At 46.7% G+C, this 24,511-nt stretch carries 15 protein-coding genes, 2 tRNA genes and 3 rRNA genes; 15 read left to right on the forward strand and 5 right to left on the reverse strand.

Annotation, left to right across the window (positions count from 1 at the left end; translation table 11 throughout):
* The first annotated feature begins 402 nt into the window (after positions 1 to 402).
* From GJU87_RS20510 to GJU87_RS20540, 7 genes are all read left to right on the forward strand, one after another.
* Positions 403 to 1,922, forward strand: a 16S ribosomal RNA gene (locus tag GJU87_RS20510).
* Between the two features lie 229 nt (positions 1,923 to 2,151).
* Positions 2,152 to 2,225 (forward strand) — tRNA-Ile (locus GJU87_RS20515).
* A gap of 124 nt (positions 2,226 to 2,349) precedes the next feature.
* Positions 2,350 to 2,423 (forward strand) — tRNA-Ala (locus GJU87_RS20520).
* 198 nt (positions 2,424 to 2,621) lie between these two features.
* Positions 2,622 to 5,508: ribosomal RNA gene (locus tag GJU87_RS20525) — 23S ribosomal RNA — on the forward strand.
* A gap of 155 nt (positions 5,509 to 5,663) precedes the next feature.
* Positions 5,664 to 5,774, forward strand: a 5S ribosomal RNA gene (rrf, locus tag GJU87_RS20530).
* Together the 16S, 23S and 5S rRNA genes with 2 tRNA genes alongside form the textbook arrangement of a ribosomal RNA operon.
* 300 nt (positions 5,775 to 6,074) lie before the next feature.
* On the forward strand, positions 6,075 to 8,093 hold the full coding sequence (locus tag GJU87_RS20535; protein ID WP_153641176.1) for a putative porin: 2,019 nt from the start codon (positions 6,075 to 6,077) through the stop codon (positions 8,091 to 8,093).
* 48 nt (positions 8,094 to 8,141) lie between these two features.
* Positions 8,142 to 9,584 (forward strand): transporter substrate-binding domain-containing protein, encoded by a 1,443-nt coding sequence (locus tag GJU87_RS20540; RefSeq protein WP_153641177.1) that lies wholly within the window; start codon positions 8,142 to 8,144, stop codon positions 9,582 to 9,584.
* On the opposite strand, the gene GJU87_RS20545 is transcribed toward GJU87_RS20540, so the two are convergent.
* The 3 genes from GJU87_RS20545 to GJU87_RS20555 are packed head-to-tail and all read right to left on the reverse strand — an operon-like array spanning position 9,571 to position 12,549.
* Positions 9,571 to 10,212 carry a CoA pyrophosphatase gene (locus tag GJU87_RS20545; RefSeq protein ID WP_153641178.1) on the reverse strand — a complete coding sequence of 214 codons (642 nt, stop codon included), beginning with the start codon at positions 10,210 to 10,212 and terminating at the stop codon, positions 9,571 to 9,573. The two genes, GJU87_RS20540 and GJU87_RS20545, sit on opposite strands and share 14 nt — an antisense overlap.
* A gap of 40 nt (positions 10,213 to 10,252) precedes the next feature.
* Complete coding sequence (locus GJU87_RS20550) at positions 10,253 to 11,518, reverse strand: FtsX-like permease family protein (protein ID WP_228492066.1); 1,266 nt, start codon at positions 11,516 to 11,518, stop codon at positions 10,253 to 10,255.
* 44 nt (positions 11,519 to 11,562) lie between these two features.
* The gene (locus GJU87_RS20555) at positions 11,563 to 12,549 is read right to left on the reverse strand and encodes a lysylphosphatidylglycerol synthase transmembrane domain-containing protein (protein WP_194831600.1); all 987 of its coding nucleotides are present in this window, start codon (positions 12,547 to 12,549) and stop codon (positions 11,563 to 11,565) included.
* Positions 12,550 to 12,711: 162 nt separating this feature from the next.
* On the opposite strand from GJU87_RS20555, the gene rsmA reads away from it, so the two are divergent.
* A complete protein-coding gene (rsmA, locus tag GJU87_RS20560) occupies positions 12,712 to 13,497 on the forward strand; it encodes a 16S rRNA (adenine(1518)-N(6)/adenine(1519)-N(6))-dimethyltransferase RsmA (protein WP_153641180.1) in 786 nt (261 codons plus the stop codon).
* Here rsmA and GJU87_RS20565 read toward each other — a convergent pair.
* Complete coding sequence (locus GJU87_RS20565; protein WP_153641181.1) at positions 13,494 to 14,744, reverse strand: ABC transporter permease; 1,251 nt, start codon at positions 14,742 to 14,744, stop codon at positions 13,494 to 13,496. The two genes, rsmA and GJU87_RS20565, sit on opposite strands and share 4 nt — an antisense overlap.
* 158 nt (positions 14,745 to 14,902) lie before the next feature.
* Here GJU87_RS20565 and purH point away from each other — a divergent pair, with 158 nt between their 5' ends.
* The 7 genes from purH (at position 14,903) to GJU87_RS20600 (ending at position 23,756) form a co-directional block, all read left to right on the forward strand.
* Positions 14,903 to 16,426, forward strand: a complete 1,524-nt coding sequence (gene purH, locus GJU87_RS20570) for a bifunctional phosphoribosylaminoimidazolecarboxamide formyltransferase/IMP cyclohydrolase (protein WP_153641182.1) — start codon at positions 14,903 to 14,905, stop codon at positions 16,424 to 16,426.
* A 38-nt stretch (positions 16,427 to 16,464) separates the two neighbouring features.
* Positions 16,465 to 17,487, forward strand: a complete 1,023-nt coding sequence (locus GJU87_RS20575) for a rod shape-determining protein (protein ID WP_106543198.1) — start codon at positions 16,465 to 16,467, stop codon at positions 17,485 to 17,487.
* Positions 17,488 to 17,542: 55 nt separating this feature from the next.
* Positions 17,543 to 18,376, forward strand: coding sequence for a rod shape-determining protein MreC (gene mreC, locus GJU87_RS20580; protein ID WP_153641183.1), 834 nt, complete (start codon positions 17,543 to 17,545; stop codon positions 18,374 to 18,376).
* A complete protein-coding gene (gene mreD, locus GJU87_RS20585) occupies positions 18,366 to 18,872 on the forward strand; it encodes a rod shape-determining protein MreD (protein WP_153641184.1) in 507 nt (168 codons plus the stop codon). Before mreC ends, mreD begins: the two co-directional genes overlap by 11 nt.
* Before the next feature lie 21 nt (positions 18,873 to 18,893).
* Positions 18,894 to 20,855, forward strand: coding sequence for a penicillin-binding protein 2 (gene mrdA, locus GJU87_RS20590; RefSeq protein ID WP_228492067.1), 1,962 nt, complete (start codon positions 18,894 to 18,896; stop codon positions 20,853 to 20,855).
* Positions 20,852 to 22,276, forward strand: a complete 1,425-nt coding sequence (gene rodA, locus GJU87_RS20595) for a rod shape-determining protein RodA (RefSeq protein ID WP_153641186.1) — start codon at positions 20,852 to 20,854, stop codon at positions 22,274 to 22,276. Before mrdA ends, rodA begins: the two co-directional genes overlap by 4 nt.
* A 181-nt stretch (positions 22,277 to 22,457) precedes the next feature.
* Positions 22,458 to 23,756 (forward strand): KamA family radical SAM protein, encoded by a 1,299-nt coding sequence (locus GJU87_RS20600; RefSeq protein WP_194831601.1) that lies wholly within the window; start codon positions 22,458 to 22,460, stop codon positions 23,754 to 23,756.
* 6 nt (positions 23,757 to 23,762) lie between these two features.
* On the opposite strand, the gene GJU87_RS20605 is transcribed toward GJU87_RS20600, so the two are convergent.
* Positions 23,763 to 24,374, reverse strand: a complete 612-nt coding sequence (locus GJU87_RS20605) for an ACP phosphodiesterase (protein ID WP_153641187.1) — start codon at positions 24,372 to 24,374, stop codon at positions 23,763 to 23,765.
* Positions 24,375 to 24,511: the final 137 nt, after the last annotated feature.

A 24,511-nucleotide genomic window follows, 5' to 3' on the forward strand; every position in this document is an offset into this window, starting at 1 on the left:
AGTGGGAGGTTGAAAAGGGAAGAGAAGAGGCCGGAGTCGTTCGGTTTTTACCCGTAGAAATCACCCCGCAAATTTTTTTGAAGAAGTATTTGGAAAGTCGGGATAAAAGGTTTTATCTTTGCCGCCACGTTTTTGAAAAACGGGCGTTGATTTCCGGTACTGAGCCTTTAGAAAAAAGGCAAAAAAAGATTTGGAGATAACGCGAAAAGATTTCTATCTTTGCAACGCTTTTTTCGGCCCGTCCGACGGCAACTGAGGGTTGGGCAGAAGGGGCAGGAGTCAAGAAGAAGACAAGTTCATTGAAAATATTGAAAAGGAAAGAAGATAAGCACCAGAAGTTCAATTTTCTTTTAGAGGAAAAACTGATCGTGCCAGGCAAATAGACATTTAAACTTTTTGATTACAACGAAGAGTTTGATCCTGGCTCAGGATGAACGCTAGCGGGAGGCTTAACACATGCAAGTCGAACGGTAAGGCCCCTTCGGGGGTACACGAGTGGCGCACGGGTGAGTAACGCGTATGCAACCTGCCCTGTACAGGGGGATAGCCCGGAGAAATCCGGATTAATACCCCATAGTTTCAGAGTTTCGCATGGGACTCTGAATAAAGTTTCGGCGGTACAGGATGGGCATGCGTGGCATTAGCTTGTTGGTAAGGTAACGGCTTACCAAGGCGACGATGCCTAGGGGTTCTGAGAGGATGATCCCCCACACTGGGACTGAGACACGGCCCAGACTCCTACGGGAGGCAGCAGTGAGGAATATTGGTCAATGGGCGAGAGCCTGAACCAGCCATCCCGCGTGCAGGATGACGGCCCTACGGGTTGTAAACTGCTTTTCTGCAAGAAGAATGGTCATTACGAGTAGTGATTTGACGGTATTGCAGGAATAAGCATCGGCTAACTCCGTGCCAGCAGCCGCGGTAATACGGAGGATGCAAGCGTTATCCGGATTCATTGGGTTTAAAGGGTGCGTAGGCGGCTATATAAGTCAGTGGTGAAATGCTGCAGCTCAACTGTAGAACTGCCATTGAAACTGTATAGCTTGAGTGCGCCTGAGGTAGGCGGAATGAGTAGTGTAGCGGTGAAATGCTTAGATATTACTCAGAACACCGATTGCGAAGGCAGCTTACTAAAGCGTAACTGACGCTGATGCACGAAAGCGTGGGGAGCGAACAGGATTAGATACCCTGGTAGTCCACGCCGTAAACGATGATAACTCGCTGTTGGCGATACACAGTCAGCGGCTAAGCGAAAGCATTAAGTTATCCACCTGGGGAGTACGATCGCAAGGTTGAAACTCAAAGGAATTGACGGGGGCCCGCACAAGCGGAGGAACATGTGGTTTAATTCGATGATACGCGAGGAACCTTACCTGGGCTTAAATGTAGAATGACCGTTGCCGAAAGGTGACTTCCCTTCGGGGCGTTTTACAAGGTGCTGCATGGTTGTCGTCAGCTCGTGCCGTGAGGTGTCGGGTTAAGTCCCATAACGAGCGCAACCCTTATCGTCAGTTGCTAGCAGGTCAAGCTGAGGACTCTGGCGAGACTGCCACCGTAAGGTGAGAGGAAGGTGGGGATGACGTCAAATCAGCACGGCCCTTATGTCCAGGGCTACACACGTGTTACAATGGTCGGTACAAAGGGCAGCTACCTGGTAACAGGATGCTAATCCCAAAAGCCGGTCTCAGTTCGGATTGGAGTCTGCAACCCGACTCCATGAAGCTGGATTCGCTAGTAATCGCGCATCAGCCATGGCGCGGTGAATACGTTCCCGGGCCTTGTACACACCGCCCGTCAAACCATGGAAGTTGGGGGTACCTGAAGTCTGCAACCGCAAGGAGCGGCCTAGGGTAAAACCAATGACTGGGGTTAAGTCGTAACAAGGTAGCCGTACCGGAAGGTGTGGCTGGAACACCTCCTTTCTGGAGCCGACACGATAGGTTTCTGAGAGGAAATTAGAGCAGAGGATGCTTACTTCTTCCTTTTTAAAAGATACTGTAAAACACAAGAGCAATTGAAAATTGAGAATTGAAGTTGAGAATTCAATGCAAAGCGGTTCTCACTATTCAATGCACGGGTCTGAGAGAAGCAGATGCAGAGCAGGAAACGGACATTATCAATTATCCATTTTCAATTCTCAATTCTGCAGACAGTCCCGTAGCTCAGCTGGTTAGAGCGCTACACTGATAATGTAGAGGTCCCCAGTTCAAGTCTGGGCGGGACTACTAAAGCAATGAATAATGAACAATTAGTAATGAGTCAGATTGTTTATTAGGCAAAGCGGAAGTAACCGCAAATTGGTAATTAGTAATTATTCATTACACATTATTGATTACCCATTGCACAGACGGGGGATTAGCTCAGTTGGCTAGAGCGCTTGATTTGCATTCAAGAGGTCATCGGTTCGACTCCGATATTCTCCACGAGGGTGTAAACACCAGGAAAAGTTCATAAAGAAACGTATTGGAACACGAAGGATTAGGCTGGCGCCTGAAAGAGGAAAGGGTTCGATTCCCTGTAATCCACATATCCTGAAAGGGATGAAGTTCATTGACATGCTGGAAGAAAAACAACAGAGTTACAAGAGAAACGCCGAAGGATAAAACCTTCGAACAAGGCGAGAGAAAGTACGAAAGGGCGTACGGGGGATGCCTTGGCTCTCAGAGGCGACGAAGGACGTGATAAGCTGCGAAAAGTCGCGGGGAGGTGCAAATAACCGTTAATCCGCGAATATCCGAATGGGGCAACCCACCATGCATAAGCATGGTATCCTGTTATGCAGGAAGCTAACCCGGAGAACTGAAACATCTAAGTACCCGGAGGAAAAGAAAACAAAAGTGATTCCCCCAGTAGTGGCGATCGAACGGGGAATAGCCCAAACCGGAAGTGTTTCGGCACTTTCGGGGTTGTAGGACTGCGATATACAAAGTAAGACGAAACGGAAGTGTTCTGGAAAGTCACACCAAAGGAGGTGAAAGTCCTGTACGTGTAAGGCTTGCGGAGTTAGCAGTATCCTGAGTAGGGCGGGACACGCGAAATCCTGTCTGAATCTGCCAGGACCATCTGGTAAGGCTAAATACTACTGAGAGACCGATAGTGAACCAGTACCGTGAGGGAAAGGTGAAAAGCACCCCGAACAGGGGAGTGAAAAAGTACCTGAAACCGTACGCCTACAAGCGGTCGGAGCCCTTTAGGGGGTGACGGCGTGCCTTTTGCATAATGAGCCTACGAGTTACTCCTCACTGGCAAGGTTAAGTGGTTCAGCCACGGAGCCGAAGCGAAAGCGAGTCTGAACAGGGCGGTATAGTCAGTGGGGGTAGACGCGAAACCATGTGATCTACCCATGACCAGGTTGAAGTCCCGGTAACACGGGATGGAGGACCGAACCAGGGGACGTTGAAAAGTCCTTGGATGAGTTGTGGGTAGGGGTGAAAGGCCAATCAAACTTGGAAATAGCTCGTACTCCCCGAAATGCATTTAGGTGCAGCCTTGGTTATGAGTCTTGCAGAGGTAGAGCTACTGATTGGATGCGAGGGCTTCACCGCCTATCAACTCCAGACAAACTCCGAATGCTGCAAGATGCTCACCAGGAGTGAGGGCGCGGGTGCTAAGGTCCGTGTCCGAGAGGGAAAGAACCCGGACCATCAGCTAAGGTCCCCAAGTGTATGTTAAGTTGAACAAACGAGGTCTGATTGCTTAGACAGCTAGGATGTTGGCTTGGAAGCAGCCATTCATTTAAAGAGTGCGTAACAGCTCACTAGTCGAGCGGTCGGGCGTGGATAATAATCGGGCATTAAACATACCACCGAAGCTATGGATTGTAAATTTATTTACAGTGGTAGGGGAGCATTCCGGTCGGCGCTGAAGGTGTACTGCGAGGTATGCTGGAGCGTCCGGAAAAGCAAATGTAGGCATAAGTAACGATAAGGCAGGTGAGAAACCTGCCCGCCGATAGACTAAGGTTTCCTGATCAACGCTAATCGGATCAGGGTTAGTCGGGACCTAAGGCGAAGCCGAACGGCGAAGTCGATGGCGAATCGGTTAATATTCCGATACTTCTCTAGACTGCGATGGGGTGACGAAGTGATGAAAGACCCGCGTACTGACGGAATAGTACGTTGAAGGGCGTAGCCGTTGAACTGCGTAGGCAAATCCGCGCGGTGAGGTGAACCCCGACAGTACCGAGAGCCTTCGGGCAATCGGATAGTGGTCCTAAGGGCTTCCGAGAAAAACCTCTAAGCTACAGGTGTAGAGAACCCGTACCGTAAACCGACACAGGTAGTCAAGGAGAGAATCCTGAGGCGCTCGAGTGATTCGTGGCTAAGGAACTAGGCAAAATGGCCCCGTAACTTCGGGAGAAGGGGCGCTGGCGCGAGCCAGCCGCAGTGAAAAGACCCAGGCGACTGTTTATCAAAAACACAGGGCTATGCTAAATCGCAAGATGATGTATATGGCCTGACACCTGCCCGGTGCCGGAAGGTTAAGAGGGGATGTTATACTTTCGGGTAGAAGCATTGAATCGAAGCCCCGGTAAACGGCGGCCGTAACTATAACGGTCCTAAGGTAGCGAAATTCCTTGTCGGGTAAGTTCCGACCTGCACGAATGGTGCAACGATCTGGGTACTGTCTCGGCCACGAGCTCGGTGAAATTGTAGTAGCGGTGAAGATGCCGCTTACCCGCAACGGGACGGAAAGACCCCGTGAACCTTTACTGCAACTTCACATTGGTTCTGGGTAAGTGATGTGTAGGATAGGACGGAGACATTGAAGCGGGTTCGCCAGGATTCGTGGAGTCATCCTTGAAATACGTCCCTTTGCTTGCCTGGGGCCTAATCCCAGAAATGGGAGACAGTGTGTGGTGGGTAGTTTGACTGGGGTGGTCGCCTCCAAAAGAGTAACGGAGGCTTCTAAAGGTGCGCTCATGGCGATTGGTAACCGCCAGCAGAGCATAATGGTATAAGCGCGCTTGACTGTGAGACCTACAAGTCGATCAGGTAGGAAACTAGAGCATAGTGATCCGGTGGTTCCGTATGGAAGGGCCATCGCTCAAAGGATAAAAGGTACTCCGGGGATAACAGGCTGATCGCTCCCAAGAGCTCATATCGACGGAGCGGTTTGGCACCTCGATGTCGGCTCGTCACATCCTGGGGCTGGAGAAGGTCCCAAGGGTTGGGCTGTTCGCCCATTAAAGTGGCACGCGAGCTGGGTTCAGAACGTCGTGAGACAGTTCGGTCCCTATCTGTTGTGGGCGTAGGAGACTTGAGAGAGCCTGACGTTAGTACGAGAGGACCGCGTTGGACATACCTCTGGTTTACCAGTTGTTCCGCCAGGAGCACCGCTGGGTAGCCATGTGTGGAAGAGATAAGCGCTGAAAGCATCTAAGCGCGAAGCTCGCCTCAAGATGAGGTCTCCTTAGAGGGTCGTTGGAGACTACGACGTAGATAGGTCGCAGGTGTAAAGACGGTGACGTCAAAGCCGAGCGATACTAATTGCCCGAAACTTTCCTTGCCGGTTTTATAAATTGGTGTTTTTGTTGTAATGAAATTGTTTTCTTCCAGGGTTCATGTCAGTCAAAAGAAGCAAGATGTCAGAAAAGAGACATCAGACAGAGACTTCTGTATGACTATAAGATATTGTATAGCTGAAAAGCAAAGCTGAAAACTTTAGGTGGCTACAGCGACGGGGTTCCACCTCTTCCCATTCCGAACAGAGAAGTTAAGCCCGTCAGCGCCGATGGTACTGCAGAGATGTGGGAGAGTAGGTCGCCGCTTATTTTACTTAAAGCCCGGTTCCTTTATTGGAGTCGGGCTTTTTTATGTAAAAAGCATGATATCACTCTATACCTTCAGTTCATTATTAACAATAATTAATAAGCTGACGATAGCAGTTTATCTTTGTTAAAGAATAAATTACCAGCGAGTTAGTAAGTGGCTGGCTTAACGATAGTTTAATAAATCGGCAAAAACTTATATTAACTGGCCTTGCAGGGCATTTGATATGAAGCAGACCATATAACATATGATAAAATGGTCGCGAAGTGATGTCACGACGCCGAAATAGCTATCTTTGCGCAGATGAATTTTCAGAGACAAATAGGACTCTTGTTTATCCTGCTGGCGTTGGCCGGCACGGTGAAGGCTCAACGTGGTATGCCCGAGAATGTGGGCAAGCAACGTCTGTCTGCCAATCCACAGAAGAAGGACTCCATCGTTTCGATCATTCATGTATTTAATATGGTGGACGGCTTGTCGCGTCCGCAGCGCGTACAGCTTGATACAGCCCTGACGGATTTTCAGGAGTATAAGCCCTATTACGAGAATAATATTTCGGTGCAAAACCTGGGAAACTTTGGGACGGCTTACCAAAGCAATCAATTCTTTAACCGTAAGCAATATTCGGATTTCATTTTCCTGAATAATCACGGAGCTTATGGTATTTGGCCCGGGACGACTGACTACTACAATACCACTACTCCTTATACCCTATTGCAATACGGACAGTGGTTCAATAATCGGCCCAATGGCGAAACCTGGCTGGATGTTTTGCACACACAAAATGTATCGCCCGAGTTTAATTTTGGGATTCATTACGGCTCGATTGGTTCGCAGGGGCAATACCTCAATGCGGAAGCCAAAGACAATAACCTGAGTCTGTTTTTGAGTTACAACGGCCCGAAGTATGACCTCTGGTTTACCGTCGGGCACAACAGTTTTAAGAATCAGGAAAGTGGTGGATTGCTTCGCCCAACGGATGTTAAGAATCCGGATTTGAAGCCGGAGAACATGCCTGTTTGGCTCGATGGCGCTAACTCGAAAATGCAAAATCTGTATGCGAGTTTATCGCACCAGTTTAAAGTAGGAAGCTGGAAGGAAGTGAAAGAAGAGAATGAGATGTATCAGAAATTCGTTCCCCGTGTGGCTTTCATGCATACCATCGACTTTGCTAACAGTCAACGCGCATTCACTGAAACGGACCCGAATCCGTATTTTGTATTCAGTAATCCGGTGGATACGGTTTACTTTTACGGAAATGGACACCAGCCATTGATCAATTCAAAAGTGGGGACCACATCTGATTTGGCTACCAACGATAAAGCTGGTGAAAGAAGGGTTACCAACACCTTTCGGATGAAAGTTCTGGAATCGGCTGACAGGAAGTACTCTTTCGGAAAGCAGGCATTCATCGGGAACAATCTGATTAAAGTTTACTACCCGATGAAAGGTGCAAACGACACCGTCGGGTTGACACAGTCGCACAACCTCACGAACACGTATATCGGTGGTGCATTGTACCGTACCGAAGGAAAGTTCTGGAGTTGGAACGCTTTTGGAAAATACTACATACAAGGATATAAATTTGGTGATTTTGACATCAGTGGTTATGTCGAAAAACCCATTCGCACTAAGCGTGATACCTCGGTGCTTCACGTTTACGGAAGAATGCAAAACGAGACGCCGGATTATTTCTTGCAGCATTACTTCTCGAATCACTATCAATGGGACAATAACTTCTACAGAACCTACAACTTATCAGTGGGCGGATATTATGACAATCCGCACTGGCGTCTGACCACTGGTGCTGACTATCGTATCGTTAATAACTATATTTATTTTAACGAGAACGCTGTGCCCGAGCAGGCAAGCTCGGAGTTCTCTGTCATGCAGGCTTATCTGGCCAAGGAGTTTGTGGCAGGAGGACTACATTTCTATAATAAGTTTGTTTATCAATGGACTACTACTGATAAATATCTTCATCTGCCGGAGATCATGTTCCGGAACCGTACTTATTATCAAACGCTGGTTTCGCAGGTTTTGCATGTGCAAATCGGGTTTGATTTTCATTATGAATCCAGTTACTATGCCGATAATTATAATCCGGCGACTGGAATGTTTTATGTTCAGAATACCGAAAAAGTCGGTAACTACCCTTGGCTCGATGCCTTTATCAATCTTAAACTGAAACGTACCCGGTTCTATTTGAAATATTCGAACCTGGGTGAAAAGTTTATGAACGGGGGCTATTTCAGAACCCCGACTTATCCCGAACAGATTGCAACTATGTGCTTTGGAGTAGCCTGGTCGTTCTACAACTAGACCGTCCGGCATTTGGCACGTTTGCAATTATTCCCTTACATTTAGCTTATGAGAACCAGAAGATACATATTTCTTCTCTTCACTGTTTTCTCTATACTGGTCATTTCATGTGAGCGGGCTACTGCCCCAACACGTGTCGAGGATGACCATTTCCCGAAACAAACGAATGAATTGGACAAAGTCCTGAAAGACGGGAAGCTGAAAGCAGTTGTAGATTATAACTCCACCAACTATTTCGTCTACCGTGGTCGTCCCATGGGATTTCAGTACGAATTGCTGAAAGCCCTGGCCAAACACATGGGAGTAACACTGGAAATCAATGTGCGGAATAACCTGGAGGAGACATTTAATGATTTGAATGCCGGCCGGGTTGACCTCGTGGCCAAAAACCTGACGATAACGAAAGAACGTAATCAGATTGTTTCGTTTACTTACCCATTGGGACAAACCCGTCAGGTGCTGGTGCAGCGAAAACCCAGGAACTGGCGTCAAATGACCGAAGAGGAGATCAATCAACATTTGGTCCGTAATCAGCTCGACCTTGCCGGGAAGACAATTTATGTGCAGAAGAATACCGCTTACGCGGAGAGGATGCGCAGTCTGTCCGACGAGATTGGAGCTGAAATCCACTTAAAAGAAGACTCGGTTTACGGCGTGGAACAGTTGGTAGCCATGGTGGCCGAAGGAAAAATCGATTACACCGTTTGCGACGAGAACGTTGGAAAAGTCAACGAAGGCTACTACCCCAACCTCGATGTGAAAACTCCGGTCAGCTTTCCTCAGTACCTGGCCTGGGCGGTTCGTAAAGATTCGCCTTCGCTGAAGCAATACATCGATGAGTGGATTCAGAATTTCCGCAAGTCGGACCAATACCGGAAACTGTACAACAAATATTTCCGTAATCCGCGCACAGCTTCTATCGTGCAGAGCAATTATCACTCGCTCAACGGAAACCATCTTTCGCGCTACGATTCTATCATCAAGAAAGATAGTAAGGAAATTCACTGGGACTGGCGTTTGGTTGCTTCAATCATATACCAGGAATCGCGCTTCGATCCGCATGCGGAATCGTGGGCAGGAGCTGTTGGCTTGATGCAGTTGATGCCGGAAACGGCCGACTGGTTTAATGTAAACGACTTGTTAGATCCGAAACAGAATATTTATGGCGGAACGCAGATGCTTTCGTGGCTCGACAATTATTTCTCCGACGATATTCCTGATAAGACTGAACGGTTGAAATTTGTACTGGCGGCTTACAACGTTGGATTGGGGCACGTGCTCGATGCCCGTCGGCTGGCCCGGAAATACGGGAAAGATCCGAATATTTGGGATGGTAATGTCGATTACTTCCTGTTGCACAAATCAGTGGCGAAGTATTACAAGGATCCGCTAGTGAAGTGGGGATATTGTCGCGGAGAAGAACCTTACAACTACGTGAAAGAGGTTTGGGACCGGTACCTGCATTACCGCAATTTGTTTAAGGCGTCCTGACAGGCATCTGTTTCAGAACTTCCCGGAATTCGGAGAAAATCATTGCGGTAGCGCCCCAGATAATATGACCGTTGAAGCGAAAACAGGGAACTTCCCTGGGACCGTTTCGCGTTTCAATCTGCGTGGTTTGGATGGCATTCGGGGCCAGTAATTCGTTGACCGGAACTAAAATCAAATCATCTACTTCGGTGTGATTGATCTGAAAATCCGGCTTTGATTCGCTCCAGCCAACTACCGGCGAAATAAAGAAGTTGCTGACCGGCACGTATAACGGGCTCAGTCTCCCCAAAATATCGATGCTGGAAGGAATCACGCCGACTTCTTCCTGCGATTCCCGTAAGGCGGTTGCAATCAAATCGGGGTCCTGTTCTTCCTGTCTTCCTCCCGGGAAAGAAATCTGGCCGGCATGATTTTTCATGGTTTCCGGCCGCCGAATGAAGCAGGTGTAAAGTTCCTTATTGTCGGGGAACAATGTCAGCAAAACGCCGCTTTGATTGACAGACAAATCACTGGTAACCGGCTTAAGTTTTCGCCCGACGGGAAGCAGCAAACGATGCGCTTTTTCTCCCGGAAGGGAATGCGAAAGTGCAAACCGGAGATAGGATTGTATTTGATAAAAGTCTGTCATAAATGCCTCTGAATTTACAAATTTCCCGCTGAACGTTTTCTCAATCGAACCGGATGGCTTTGTCCGGGGTGATGCGGGAAATATACCATGAAGGAATCACCAGCATCGATACGGTAATAACCAGCGTTCCGATATTCAACAGAACAAAGTGAAGCAGCTTAAGGTTGATTGGAACGGTGTTGACGTAGTACGACGTTGGATCGAGTTTGATGATACCAAACTGCGCCTGAAGGAAACAAATCAACAAACCAATGATGTTGCCCCACAGCATCCCTTTCCCGATTAGGAAAGTAGACAGGTAAAGAAACACCTTCCGAACACTCATGTTTTCAGTCCCCAGCGCTTTCAAAATACCAATCATGTTAGTGCGTTCAAGGATAAGAATCAGCAGGCCGGATACCATGTTAAAACCGGCGACCATTAAAATCAGAGCCAGAATAACCCAAACGTTCATGTCTAGGAGGTTCAGCCAGTCGAAAATCTGTGGATACTTATATTTGATACTTACGGTCCGCAAAACCGGCAGGTTTTTCTGATCCTCGTATCGAAGTGTGAGGTTACGAACCTCCTGCGTCATGTGATCTATCTCGTCGTAATTATTCAGCGCAACTTCAAAACCGCTTACCTGGTTATTCGTCCAGTTATTCAAACGCTGAATGTGCTTGATGTCGGCAAGAATGAACAACTTGTCAAACTCTTCGAGATTGGTTTTGTATATGCCGGTTATTTTAAAACGACGCATGCGCGGAGCACTCGAGGCATCGTTCAGAAAATACATGAATAGCGGATCGCCCAATTTCAGTTTCAGTAAGTCTGACAGCTGTTGCGAGATGATAACGTCGTCGGTGCGAATCGAATCCTTAACATGAAAGATTTTGCCCTCGACCATGTTTTTGCGGAAAAAGCTCCAGTCAAAATCGGGGCCAACTCCTTTCAGCACGACGCCCTGAATTTCCTTTTTGGTTTTGATGATACCGGGTTTGGTCGCAAACATTTCCACGTGCCTCACATCCGGCATGCCGCGTAGCGAGTCGAGCCACGGCTGTTGTTTGGGGACGGGCTTGTTTTCGTATGACGAATTGGAATCGTAGTTCACCACTTGAATATCGGAACCAAAACCAATTACCTTCTTGCGGATTTGCGATTTGAAACCGGTGACAATTGCCACGGAGAGAATCATCACGATAAGTCCCAATGCTATGCCGATAATGGCGAATGAAACAATGGAACGCGAAAACCGCTTTTTCCCCTCGCGGGTAGAAAAAATCCTACGTGCTATATATAGTTCTGTGTTGATTCGGGACACCTTGGTAATGATTTTGCGTAAAGGTAGCGAAAAATTCTACGGTGCTAAGCCCGGCGACGGTTAATGAATGGCAATGCCCAAAGGGAAATCAACCCGACGATAAGCATCATGGACGTTTGGGCAGCATGTACCAAAAAGGCAAAAATAACGCCGTTACTTTTCGCTACTCCATAAAGGGCCAAACCTTCGATAGTCATTACGTGCCAGGCACCAATTCCACCCTGAACCGGGGCAACCATTCCATAACTTCCCAGCACAAATACAGTCATGCCGGCCAGAATTGGTAAGCCGCTGGTGAATTCAAAAGCCTGGAAGGAAACGTAGCTCATCAGGAAGTACATGCCCCAGATAAAAACGGTGTGGAAAACAAACGTCAGCTTATTATCCATGGTTTTGAATGAACGGAATCCTTCACCAAAATTGCTAAGTACTTCATTGAATTTCTTAGCTGCGGGCAAATGGCCGTATTTCTTCCGGAAGATAATAAGGGCAGCAATTCCGAAAATCACTGCTCCAATCAATACCGGTGACGTGAGAACAGCGAGCACTTTGTCTTCTACTTCCGGGTTGTGATGCAGGAAGAGCAGCATCTTATCAAACTGGGTAACAAATACAAACAAGGTGAGTAGCAAGAGCATGATGACGTCGACGAAACGTTCGAGTACCACGGTACCCAGCAATTTCGACATGGAAATATTTTCGTACTTCGACAAGGCACCGCAACGCGAAACTTCACCCAAACGTGGAAGGGCCAAATTCATTAAGTAACCAATCATTACGGCAAAAAAAGTGTTGAGTTTGCGGGGCTTTTTTCCCAATGGTTTGATCAGGATAACCCAGCGCAACGTGCGACTGATGTGGCTTAGCAGGCCAAGAAACAGTGAAAACCAAATCCAGCGGTAATCTACGCTATTTTTCAACACCGATTTAATGCGGTCGATATCCTGACCGCGGTAAACGAGCCAGAAGAGAAATATGCCTAATGCCAGAAAAATTAATGCCTTGGCTATATCGAGTATCTTTTTCTTCAAAACGATTCGGGTTTTTGGATTGGTAAATTACCAGGGCAATCTACTATCGTCTTCGGGCGAAAGCCACTGAATTTTTGTACTTTTGGACTTCTTTTAAGTTGAGCAAATTTAGCTTTTTTCGGGAAACACAACACATTTAGTCTAAGTCTTGATAACTCGGATATGACAGTAAGGGCAAAGAAAAACCTGGGACAGCATTTTCTAACGGACAAAAATATTGCCCGCAAGATTGTGGAGAGCCTGCTAAAGAAGGATATTAAACAGGTGCTGGAAGTTGGGCCGGGTATGGGCGTACTGACGCAGTTCCTGCTGGAAGAGAAAGATTTACAAACGTATGTGGTTGAGATTGACCGGGAGTCGGTTGCTTATTTGCACGAGCATTTCCCTGCTCTTGGAGACCATGTGATTTCCGGTGATTTTCTGAAAATGAATTTATCGGAGAAACTTTCCGGACCTTTTGCTTTGATTGGAAACTTCCCCTATAATATTTCTTCCCAGATTTTTTTCAGGGTACTGGAATATCGCAATCAGATTCCCGCGGTGGTGGGAATGATCCAGAAAGAGGTCGCTGAGCGCATCGCCGCAGGACCGGGAAGTAAAACCTACGGAATCCTGAGTGTACTGCTGCAGACCTGGTACGATATCGAGTATCTATTTACAGTACACGAACACGTTTTCTCACCGCCACCTAAAGTAAAATCGGCTGTTATCCGGTTAACCCGGAATAAGGTGGAATCGTTGGAATGCGACGAGAAATTGCTATTCACTATCGTGAAGCAATCCTTTAATCAGCGGCGAAAAACACTGCGAAACAGTTTGAAAGGACTTGTTCCGGAAATCGACCAGCTCGATCCTGCCTGGCTAAAGAAACGGCCGGAGCAATTGTCTGTTCTGGAGTTTATTGAACTGACCCGCGAAATAGAAAAGGTACGTTCGTTCGGAAATTAAACCGTATTGATCGCTTCTACCGGGTCGAGACCGGACGCCTTTCGGGCTGGTAACATTCCGGCTACTATTCCGATAGTGGCTGAAATGAAAATTCCGGTGAGAATGTTTCCCAGCGTTAGTGAGATCTGGAAGGACGAAACCTGACTGACAAAAACGGCTCCGCCATACACAATCAGTAATCCAATCAATCCTCCCATAACGGAAAGAACGACCGATTCGAAAAGGAACTCCAGCATAATGAAGTAATTTTTCGCACCCAGCGATTTTTGGATTCCGATGATTCGCGTCCGCTCCCGAACCGAAACGAACATGATGTTCGCAATACCGAAACCTCCCACAAGGATGGCAAATCCTCCGATGATCCACCCAGCCAGATTGAAGATCCGGAAGAAATTATCGAGCTGGCCGGAAATGAGGCTTACTTCGTTCAGTGCAAAGTCGTTTTCTTCGCTTGGTTTAAGTCGCCGGATGGAACGCATTACTCCTTCCAAATCGTCGTGGAGCCGCTGTGCCGATACGCCTTCTTTCCCTTTTACAATGATGCTTTGCCCCATGTCGCTGCGTATGTCGACCATGCGGGCCGCAAACTTGATGGGAAGCAGCACCCGCTTGTCCATACTGGTACCGAACATGTCTTCGCCCATTTTGGTAAAGACACCGATGATATAAATTTTATAGCCTTGTATTTTGATGGTTTTCCCAACCGGATTTTCATTCGGGAAAAGTTGTGATGCCACATCTGCTCCCAGCATACCGAGGTTCCGTGCTGAGTTCATCTCAATTTCGGAGAATGCCCTGCCCCGTGCCACATCCAGCGACCAGATGTGAATCAATCCGGGCGAGGTTCCCATGATTTGCACATTCTCGGCACTGTTTCTACCCACTTGTACGGTGCGCTGAAAACCGACATTGAATGACGCATCTTGCGACAATTGCGAACGCCGCAAAATATCTTCAGCCTCCTGTAGGCTGGGAACCGGGCGGTTCATGTATTTCCACCAGGGATATTCTGTTTCACCTTCGGGCGGAGCCCACGGCCATTTCTGAATATAAATTACGTTGCTACCCAACGACTCCATACTGTTACGAATGGCCCGTTCCAGCGAGTCAATCACGGTTAAAACCGATATGATACTGAAGATGCCGATCGTAATTCCCAAAAGCGAAAGAAATGTTCGCAATTTGTTTACGATTAAAGCATTGTATGCAAAACGGAAACTTTCGAGTATGAGTTTGAGTAAAAGCATAGCATTTAATGGTTGTTTAAAGGTAGGAATAATTTAAAAAGAGACCTTGGCTCGCTTTTGTTTTTATGTTTATTGAAAATATTATAAATCAATTTATAAAAGGCCTGAAAACTTACGGCTTTTTATTAACTTTGCGGGTAAAAGTTAAATAATTATAAATGAGCGGCTTAAAGAAGATAAAATCAGCGTTGATTTCTGTTTATCACAAAGATAAACTGGATCTCATTGTTCAAAAACTGAATGAGCTGGGGGTAACGATCTATTCGACCGGGGGCACACAAAAGTTTATTAGTGACTTGAATGTGCCGGTAAGTGCAGTGGAAGATTTGACTACTTACCCCTCCATTTTGGGAGGAAGAGTGAAAACGCTTCATCCGAAGGTATTTGGTGGAATCCTGGCTCGCAGGGAGAACAAAGGAGATCAGGAACAGCTTAAACAGTATGAGATTCCAGAAATTGATTTGGTAATTGTCGACCTTTACCCCTTTGAGGAAACGGTTGCCACAGGAGCTTCGGAAGCTGATATTATTGAGAAGATCGATATCGGCGGAATAGCGTTGATTAGGGGAGCCGCCAAGAATTTTAATGATGTACTGATTGTTTCCCACCGCGGTCAGTACGAAGCGTTGCAGGCTTTGCTCGATGAAAAAGGAGGCGAAACTTCGCTGGATGACCGGAAAGCTTTCGCCGGAGAAGCCTTTGCAACTTCTTCGCATTACGATACTGCTATTTATAATTATTTTGCTGGCGAATGGCCGGAAAATTTCCGTGCCAGCCAGAATGAGTCGAAGTCGTTGCGCTACGGTGAAAACCCTCATCAGAAAGGTGTTTTCTTCGGCAAGTTTGACGAAATGTTCGAGCAGCTTCACGGCAAGGAGATTTCATACAACAATTTGCTGGATATCGATGCAGCCGTCAGTTTGATTGACGAGTATGACGACACGACATTTGCTATCCTAAAACACAACAACGCCTGCGGATGTGCCAGCCGCGAGAATCTTGTAGAAGCATGGAAAGACGCATTGGCCGGTGATCCGGTATCTGCTTTTGGTGGAATTTTAATTACCAACCGGGAAGTAGATGCGGCTACCGCTGCCGAAGCGAACAAGATTTTCTTTGAGGTAATTATTGCTCCTGCATATTCAGCGGAAGCACTCGAAATTTTGGAGAGTAAGAAGAACCGTATCATCCTGATTAGGAAAGAGGCGAAGATGTCGGATGTACAATTCCGGAGTGTGCTGAATGGAGTGATTGTGCAGGAAAAAGACAGGAAACGGGAAGTAGCCGAAGAGTTGCAGCCGGTAACGAAAAAAGTACCTACAGTAGAACAGGTGGAAGATTTATTGTTTGCAAATCGCTTGGTTAAACAATCAAAATCGAATACGATCGTTCTAGCTAAGGGAAAACAACTGCTGGCGAGTGGTGTTGGCGAAACTTCCCGGGTGGATGCACTGAAGCATGCCATTGAAAAAGCAAAATCGTTTGGTTTTGATTTGAAGGGCGCTGTGATGTCATCTGATGCGTTCTTTCCATTTGCCGACTCGGTAGAAATTGCACATAACGAGGGGATCGATTGTGTGATTCAGCCGGGGGGATCAATCCGGGATAAAGACTCCATCGAATTCTGCGACGCGCATGATATGGCGATGGTTGTAACCGGAATCCGGCATTTTAAACATTGAGAAGTATTAACAATAAATGAACTAAGACACGTATACGTATGGGCCTATTCTCGTTTCTTACCCAGGAAATTGCCATCGACCTTGGTACGGCCAATACCATCATTATTCATAATGATAAAATTGTTGTTGATGAACCATCGATCGTGACCATCGATATGAAAACCGAAAAAATGGTCGCCATCGGGGAGAAGGCAAGGCAGATGCAGGGGAAAACACACGCGAATCTGAAAACAATCCGTCCGTTACGCGACGGGGTGATTGCTGATTTTAACGCGGCAGAACAGATGATCAGAGGGATGATTAAAATGATTCATCCGAAAAGCCGTTTGTTTTCACCGGCATTAAAAATGGTAGTTTGTATCCCGTCCGGCTCAACCGAAGTGGAGATCAGGGCGGTACGCGACTCGTCGGAACATGCCGGCGGACGCGAAGTTTACATGATTTACGAACCGATGGCGGCCGCTATTGGTATCGGCCTCGATGTAGAAGCACCCGAGGGAAATATGATTGTCGATATCGGTGGTGGTACTACCGAGATTGCCGTTATCTCGCTTGGCGGAATTGTGACGAACAAGTCCATCCGTATTGCGGGTGACGACCTGACCGGCGACATCATGGAGTACATGCGTCACCAGCACAACATTAAGATTGGCGAGCGTACGGCAGAGGAGATCAAAATCAACGTAGGCGCTGCATTGTCTGAGTTAGAGGATGCACCATCGGATTTTATTATCCAGGGACCGAACCAAATGACGGCATTGCCCATCGAAGTTCCGGTATCTTACCAGGAAATTGCGCATTGTCTGGAAAAATCGATTTCGAAGATTGAAACAGCTATATTGAGTGCATTGGAGCAAACTCCGCCGGAGTTGTATGCCGATATCGTGAACCGCGGTATTTGGCTGGCAGGTGGTGGTGCATTGCTGCGCGGACTCGACAAACGCCTGTCCGATAAGATTAATATTCCGTTCCATATTGCTGAAGACCCGTTGCGGGCTGTGGCCAGAGGAACCGGAATTGCACTGAAGAATGTGGACAAATTCTCATTTCTTCTTCGTTAACATGAAATAAAATTAACGCGGACCAGGGAGGAGTATATTCCTCCCTTTTTTGCCTATGAGGAGTTTACTACGTTTTCTGGCTAAGTACCACGTCGTGTTTTTATTCGTATTTCTGGAAGTGCTGTCCATCATGATGATCGTGAAGTACAATAATTATCAACGTGTCAAATTTATGAGTTCCAGTAACCAGTTAACCGGAAGCATTTATGACGGTTATTGGGGGATTGCGCAGTATTTTTCCTTGAAACAACTCAACGATGAATTGGCTGAAGAAAATGCCAAGTTACGCTCGGAGTTGATGCGCGAGGAGCTTTCGAAGATAGGGAACGATGCTCCGCAACAAGATTCACTGTATCAGCAAAACTTTTTCTTCCTCACTGCCAAGGTGATTAACAATTCGGTGAACCGGGTTCATAATTATATTTTGCTGAATAAAGGTTCGCGGCATGGAATAAAACCCGATATGGGAGTGGTTTCCAGCAATGGTGTGGTCGGTGTGGTAACGAACGTGTCGAAAAATTACTGTACCGTTATTTCGCTCCTGAACAACCGGTTGAAGATTAGTGCAAAGATCAAGCGTAACAATTACTTTGGTTCGCTTACGTGGAATGGTGATGATTACCGCAAAGCCGAACTCGATGAGATTCCTTTTCATGTGGATGTAGCCAAAGGCGATACCATTGTGACGAGTGGTTATTCGGCCATCTTCCCGGAAGGATTGATGTTGGGGACGGTTTCTGATTATTCACTCCAGGGAGGTAGTAATTTCTACAAAATCACGGTTAACCTTTCGGTCGATTTCAAGAACCTGGTGTATGTGGATGTTATTCAGAACAAAACACGCGACGAAATACTGAAGCTCGAATCAACGGACGAAAATGATCAATGATATTCTGAAATACGGCATTATGTATGTTGTGCTGGTCCTGGTTCAGGTCCTGCTCATCAACAATGTGCAATTGGGGGGAATGTATTCTCCATTCATCTATATTCTTTTCATTCTATTGCTGCCGTTCGATACGCCCCGTTATCTGTTGCTGATGCTCGGATTTTTACTGGGATTGACAATCGACATTTTCTCCAATACGCCGGGAATTCATGCTTCAGCTACGGTATTCACAGCTTTTTTACGGCCCGGAGTTTTGATGTTGATCTCTTCCAGGGACACGTATGAACCGGGAAGCGCACCGCGAATTAGTACATACGGTTTCGAGTGGTTCCTGAAGTACGCTGTTATCCTGGTGTTGGCGCACAACCTGTTTCTCTTTTTCGTGGAAGCATTTACCCTGCACGGGTTATTTCATACGTTGCTTAAAGCAATCATCAACGCCTTTTTATCGATAATTTTAATAGTTTTGAGCCAATATCTGGTATTCCGGAAATAGCATGGTTCGAAATTAATAGTGGTGGATTCCAACGCAAAACGTACATATCTTATTGCAGCCATATTTTTAGTGGTAGCTGTGATGTATTTAATTCGCCTGTTTACGCTGCAGGTGGTTGATACATCGTACAAACTTTCAGCTACCAATAACGTGGTGCGCCGTATTGTGAACTACCCTGCGAGAGGGTTGGTTTACGATAGGAAGGGGACACTGCTGGTGTACAATCAGGCTGCTTACGATATGCTGGTTACACCTCGCGAATTGCAGCCTTTCGACACCCTGAATTTCTGCAATATTACCGGTGTAACGAAAGAAGAACTGGAGGAGCAACTGCAAAAGGCAAAGGATTACTCTTACTTTAAACCTTCCGTAATCATCAAGCAGTTGTCGGCCCAGCGATATGCCATTCTGCAGGAACAGTTGTACAAATTTTCCGGTTTCTTCGTGCAAACACGTACGCTTCGGGAATATCCACAGAAGATCGCATCGCACGTACTGGGATACGTTGGCGAAGTGAACCAGCAGATGATTAAAAAGGATCCGTATTACGAAACGGGTGATTATGCTGGTATTACTGGACTCGAAAAATCATACGAGAAGGAGCTTCGAGGTAAAAAGGGAGTCAACTACCTGATGGTGGACGTGCACAACCGGATAAAAGGCTCTTTTCAAAACGGTCGTTACGACACAACCGCAGTGATTGGGGAGAATGTTGTGACTTCGCTGGACGCCGATTTGCAACGTTACGGCGAAAAGCTGATGCAGGGAAAAGCCGGAAGTATTGTAGCCATCGAACCTTCGACAGGTGAGGTTCTGACATTGGTTAGCTCGCCGACATACGATCCCAATTTGCTGGTTGGGCGCGACAGGGGGGAGCATTACCTGGCGCTGGCGCGTGATACGCTGAATCCTTTATTCAATCGCGCATTTATGGCGCAATATCCTCCGGGGTCGACCTTTAAAATGGTGAACGCTCTGATTGGACTACAGGAAGGAGTCCTAACACCCTATACTCGTTATGCATGTCATTATGGCTACACAGTTGGTAATTATCATATGGGGTGCCATCACGATACCGTTTTTACATTAAGTGGTTCTATTGCCGAATCCTGTAACGCATATTATGCCCAGGAGTTTCGCAGTATACTGGAGAATCCTAAATACCCGGATGTTCGACAGGCCTATGATACATGGCGGAAATACGTGATGAGTTTTGGTTTTGGCCGTACGCTGGGAACCGATTTTCCGAATGAGCTGAAAGGATTTGTGCCTTCTTCCAATTTTTATGAGAAGTACGTGTTTAAAGGGTCCCGTTGGCGGGCTTTGCCGATTATCTCGCTGGCCATTGGGCAGGGCGAGCTGGGAATTACTCCTTTGCAGCTGGCTAATTATGCGGCAACATTGGCAAACCGGGGCTATTATTATATTCCTCATATAGTAAAGAAAATTCAGAATGAAAATATTCCCACGCGGTTTACAGAGCGGCATTATACCGATATTGACACGACTCAATTCTCAAAAATCATTGAGGGAATGGAAGAAGTGATGGAACCAGGTGGTACGGCTGCTATGTCACATATTCCTGGAATTCTGGTTTGCGGAAAGACGGGAACAGCACAAAACCCGCATGGGGCCGATCACTCGGTTTTCATGGCATTTGCGCCAGCCGACCATCCGAAGATTGCCATTTCTGTTTATGTAGAGAATGGAGTCTGGGGCGCCCGGTATGCCGCGCCGATTGCCAGCCTGATGATTGAGAAATACCTGACTGATTCGATTTCCTCCGGAAGGAAATGGCTGGAGAAACGTATGATGGAAGCCAATTTGCTGGAACCGAAGAAGCCTAAAAAGAAGGCTCCGGCAAAACCGGAAACAACCGTCAGCAGCACTACAAATAAAACTCCTGAAAGGGATACGGTGCCTCCTAAAGAGATAGCGGTAAAAAGAGATTCACTGGTTATACAAGAAGATACAATCAATTGATACGCAGGAATAACATATGGTATAATCTTGATTGGATCACGGTCCTACTTTACGTGATTCTGGTGTTCATGGGGTGGCTGAATATTTATGCCGCTGTGTACAACGAAGATCATCAGAGCATCATGGACATGACCCAACGCTATGGTAAGCAGCTGATTTGGATCCTAATGGCTTCGTTTATTGCCATTACCGTGCTGATTATCGATAGTAAATTTTATGTGGCGTTTGCCTATGTTTTTTATGCTGTGGTCATTGTTCTGCTCGTTGCCGTCCTATTCTTCGGAAAGGAAGTGAATGGTGCACGCGCCTGGTTTGAGATTGGCGGATTTGCGCTGCAGCCCGCTGAGCTTGGGAAGTTTGTTACGAACCTGGCGGTAGCCAAATACATTAGTCAGTACAATTTCAAGATGCACCGGATTAAATCGCTGGCGGTGTTGGGGATGTTGATCGGTATCCCCGCCTTGCTGATTATTGCACAGAACGACACCGGTTCGGCGTTGGTTTATGCCGTATTCATCCTGGTTTTCTACCGCGAAGGCTTGTCAGGGATGTTCCTGTTCTGGGGATTTGCTGCAGCGGTATTATTTGTCCTTACACTCATTTGGAATGAAGTTCGCCTGGTTGGCTTCCTCATTTTTGCATCGATACTGGCGTATGGAATTGTTCGCCAGAAAATGAAGGAAGTAATTAAGATGGTCGTCATTTTTGCGGCTATCCTGGGTGTTGTCTACCTGTTTAGTCACATGGTTCGTCCAGGATGGTCGACGGCTATAATATTATATGCTGCTACCGGGATTTCGATTTTTGTCTTCATCATTTACGGTATCCGGAAAAGAATTCAGCCGGTGTTGTGGGTTGTGCTGTTCTTTGTCAGCTCGCTGGCACTCAGTAAGTCGGTTTCTTTCGTGTATCAAGATGTGCTGGTCGCTCACCAACGCGATCGGATTGACGAAGTACTGGGTATTCGTTCCGATCCATTAGGCGTAGGGTACAATGTGAATCAATCGAAAATTGCCATTGGTTCAGGCGGCGTTACGGGAAAAGGTTTCCTGAAAGGAACCCAGACGAAATTCAACTTTGTGCCCGAGCAGAGTACCGACTTTATCTTCTGTACGGTAGGCGAAGAGTGGGGCTTCCTGGGAACCTCGACGGTGATTATCCTATTCATGATATTATTGATACGCTTGTTGTTCCTTGCCGAACGACAGCGTTCCCGGTTTAGTCGGGTATATGGATATGGTGTGGCCGGAATTCTATTTTTTCACTTCGCTATTAATATCGGTATGACTATCGGTTTGGTGCCGGTTATCGGTATTCCACTTCCGTTTTTCAGCTATGGCGGGTCATCGCTGTGGTCGTTCACATTCCTGTTGTTTATCTTTTTGCGCCTCGATGCTAGTCGCATGGAAATCCTTAGATAATAGCACGATAGTATTCTGATTTGATAAATAACCTTTATTTTACTACCTTTAGGAGCCAATAAAATGAAGCTATCGCCTAACGTGCTGTCTAATAGGTAAATATATGCCTTCCTGAAAACGGCTTCATTATCCTTGTTTGGCATCAATTTTATTTTGGGGTTATTTTTAATTTTTCTAGGGTATGATGAAGTATCGTTCTTATTCTTTGTCCAATTTTCGTTCGATTCCGCAAATCGATCTACTTTCTGAGGAACAAAAATTTACTATCGAAGTGGTAGGTACAGTCTTGCCATTCAAGGTCAGTAACTATGTTATTGATGAGCTAATTGACTGGGACCATTTCGAGCATGATCCGTTTTTTATTCTCACCTTCCCGCAAAGGGGAATGTTATCAGACGAACATTTTAATGAAGTCGCTGATTTATTGCGATCAGATGCTGAAAAATCTAAAGTCAAACAGGTGGTCGACCGCATTCGTTTGCAGTTGAATCCCAATCCTGCCGGACAGGAACACAACGTGCCGGTTTTTAATGGGGAACGTTTGGCCGGTATTCAGCATAAGTACCGCGAAACCATGTTGTTTTTCCCCAGTCAGGGACAAACCTGCCATGCTTATTGCACATTCTGTTTCCGGTGGTCGCAGTTCGCCTTGCAGGATACAAAATTCGCCATGAAAGAAGCCGATTTGATGGTGAGGTATCTCAGGGCTCATCCCGAGATATCGGATGTGTTGTTTACCGGCGGCGATCCGGCAGTGATGAAAACCAAGTTTTTCAGGCATTACCTGGAAGCTATTATCGATGCAGATCTTCCCGGTGTTAAAACTATTCGAATCGGAACCAAAGCATTAACCTACTGGCCTTATCGTTTCTCCACGGACGATGATGCGGAAGAGCTGATGGACTTATTCCGCAAGGTGATTAAGAGTGGAATCAATCTGAGCATCATGGCCCATTTCAATCATCCAAGGGCGTTGGAAACAGATGCGGTTCAGGATGCGATTGCGAATATTCATTCTACCGGAGCACAGATTCGTTCGCAGTCGCCGTTGATGAAGCACATCAATGATCATCCGTTTTTGTGGTCGAAGATGTGGCGCAAACAGGTTGATTTGGGCATTATCCCTTATTACATGTTTATTGCACGCGATACCGGGGCACAGGATTATTTCGCGGTAACGCTGGACAATGCCTGGAAGATTTTCCGCAAGGCTTATCAGCAGGTGAGTGGGGTATGTCGTACCGTTCGCGGTCCGAGTATGTCGAGCGAGCCGGGTAAAATACGCATTGTGGGGGTGTCGGAAATTAATGGGGAGAAAGTGTTTGTGTTGAACTTCATTCAGGGGCGAAACCCCGATTGGACGAACCGGCCGTTCTTTGCCAAATACGATCCGGATGCTATCTGGATAAGCGATTTAAAACCGGCTTTCGGCGAGGAGGAGTTTTTCTTCGAAGAGGAGTTGGTTTCAATGAGTGATTAAAAATATTCAGCCCCGCTTCAGTCGGGGCATTTTTATTTCTACCCCGGCCTCCTCTATCGCAAACTGGATGATTTCCGGGAAGAAGCGGGCAAAAGCCTCGTCGAACTGCGCATATTCTTCCTTGAGTGTTTTCATGGCAAAAGGCGTTTCTTCGGGCAGGGAGGTACGGCGACTTAAGATGCTTAACGACTCCTCGATTCCTTTGAATTGTGCGTATGATTCCAGGCGTTTATGCTGAATGAGAAACGGTGCGAAAAGCTTGACGCGTGCAGGTAATATTCGGTAATTGGACATCAGGATGCCATGAAAACGGCGGGTGGCATTCTTCAACGAGTGATTCGAATAACGTTGCCAGTTGGCAGCCAGAAAATGGTCGAAAAAGATATCGGTTACTACGCCTGCATATTTCCGGTAACCCGGACGAAGCAGTTGGTTACAGGCCCGCACAGCTTCGTGGCGGTCGGTGAATTCGTCTATCTTGCGGTGCAGCAAAATTCCTCTTTCCACTTCGGCCGGAAAATCACGGTGTTGCTTTCCTTTCACGTAATCACCGATAAAATTTCCCAGCATCAATTCTTCCGACTCTCCCGATAAGTATATGTGCGCAAGATAGTTCATTCCATCCCTCCTAATCTGGCGGCAAAGTGCTATTTATTCCGGTAATATCCAAATCGGACGTTTTCATCCGCTGATCAGGTGAGAAAATTCATGTTCTGGACGCATTGTTTTGGTTAATTTAAAAGAATCGTTTAAAC

Source organism: Prolixibacter sp. NT017 (assembly GCF_009617875.1).
In the GTDB taxonomy this organism is placed as follows: domain Bacteria; phylum Bacteroidota; class Bacteroidia; order Bacteroidales; family Prolixibacteraceae; genus Prolixibacter.

Coding starts and splice junctions, on each gene's coding strand:
- GJU87_RS20535 (WP_153641176.1), top strand. CDS start 6,075: ATGAATTTTCAGAGACAAATAGGACTCTTGTTTATCCTGCTGGCGTTG.
- GJU87_RS20540 (WP_153641177.1), top strand. CDS start 8,142: ATGAGAACCAGAAGATACATATTTCTTCTCTTCACTGTTTTCTCTATA.
- GJU87_RS20545 (WP_153641178.1), bottom strand. CDS start 10,212: ATGACAGACTTTTATCAAATACAATCCTATCTCCGGTTTGCACTTTCG.
- rsmA (WP_153641180.1), top strand. CDS start 12,712: ATGACAGTAAGGGCAAAGAAAAACCTGGGACAGCATTTTCTAACGGAC.
- GJU87_RS20565 (WP_153641181.1), bottom strand. CDS start 14,744: ATGCTTTTACTCAAACTCATACTCGAAAGTTTCCGTTTTGCATACAAT.
- purH (WP_153641182.1), top strand. CDS start 14,903: ATGAGCGGCTTAAAGAAGATAAAATCAGCGTTGATTTCTGTTTATCAC.
- GJU87_RS20575 (WP_106543198.1), top strand. CDS start 16,465: ATGGGCCTATTCTCGTTTCTTACCCAGGAAATTGCCATCGACCTTGGT.
- mreC (WP_153641183.1), top strand. CDS start 17,543: ATGAGGAGTTTACTACGTTTTCTGGCTAAGTACCACGTCGTGTTTTTA.
- mreD (WP_153641184.1), top strand. CDS start 18,366: ATGATCAATGATATTCTGAAATACGGCATTATGTATGTTGTGCTGGTC.
- GJU87_RS20600 (WP_194831601.1), top strand. CDS start 22,458: ATGATGAAGTATCGTTCTTATTCTTTGTCCAATTTTCGTTCGATTCCG.
- GJU87_RS20605 (WP_153641187.1), bottom strand. CDS start 24,374: ATGAACTATCTTGCGCACATATACTTATCGGGAGAGTCGGAAGAATTG.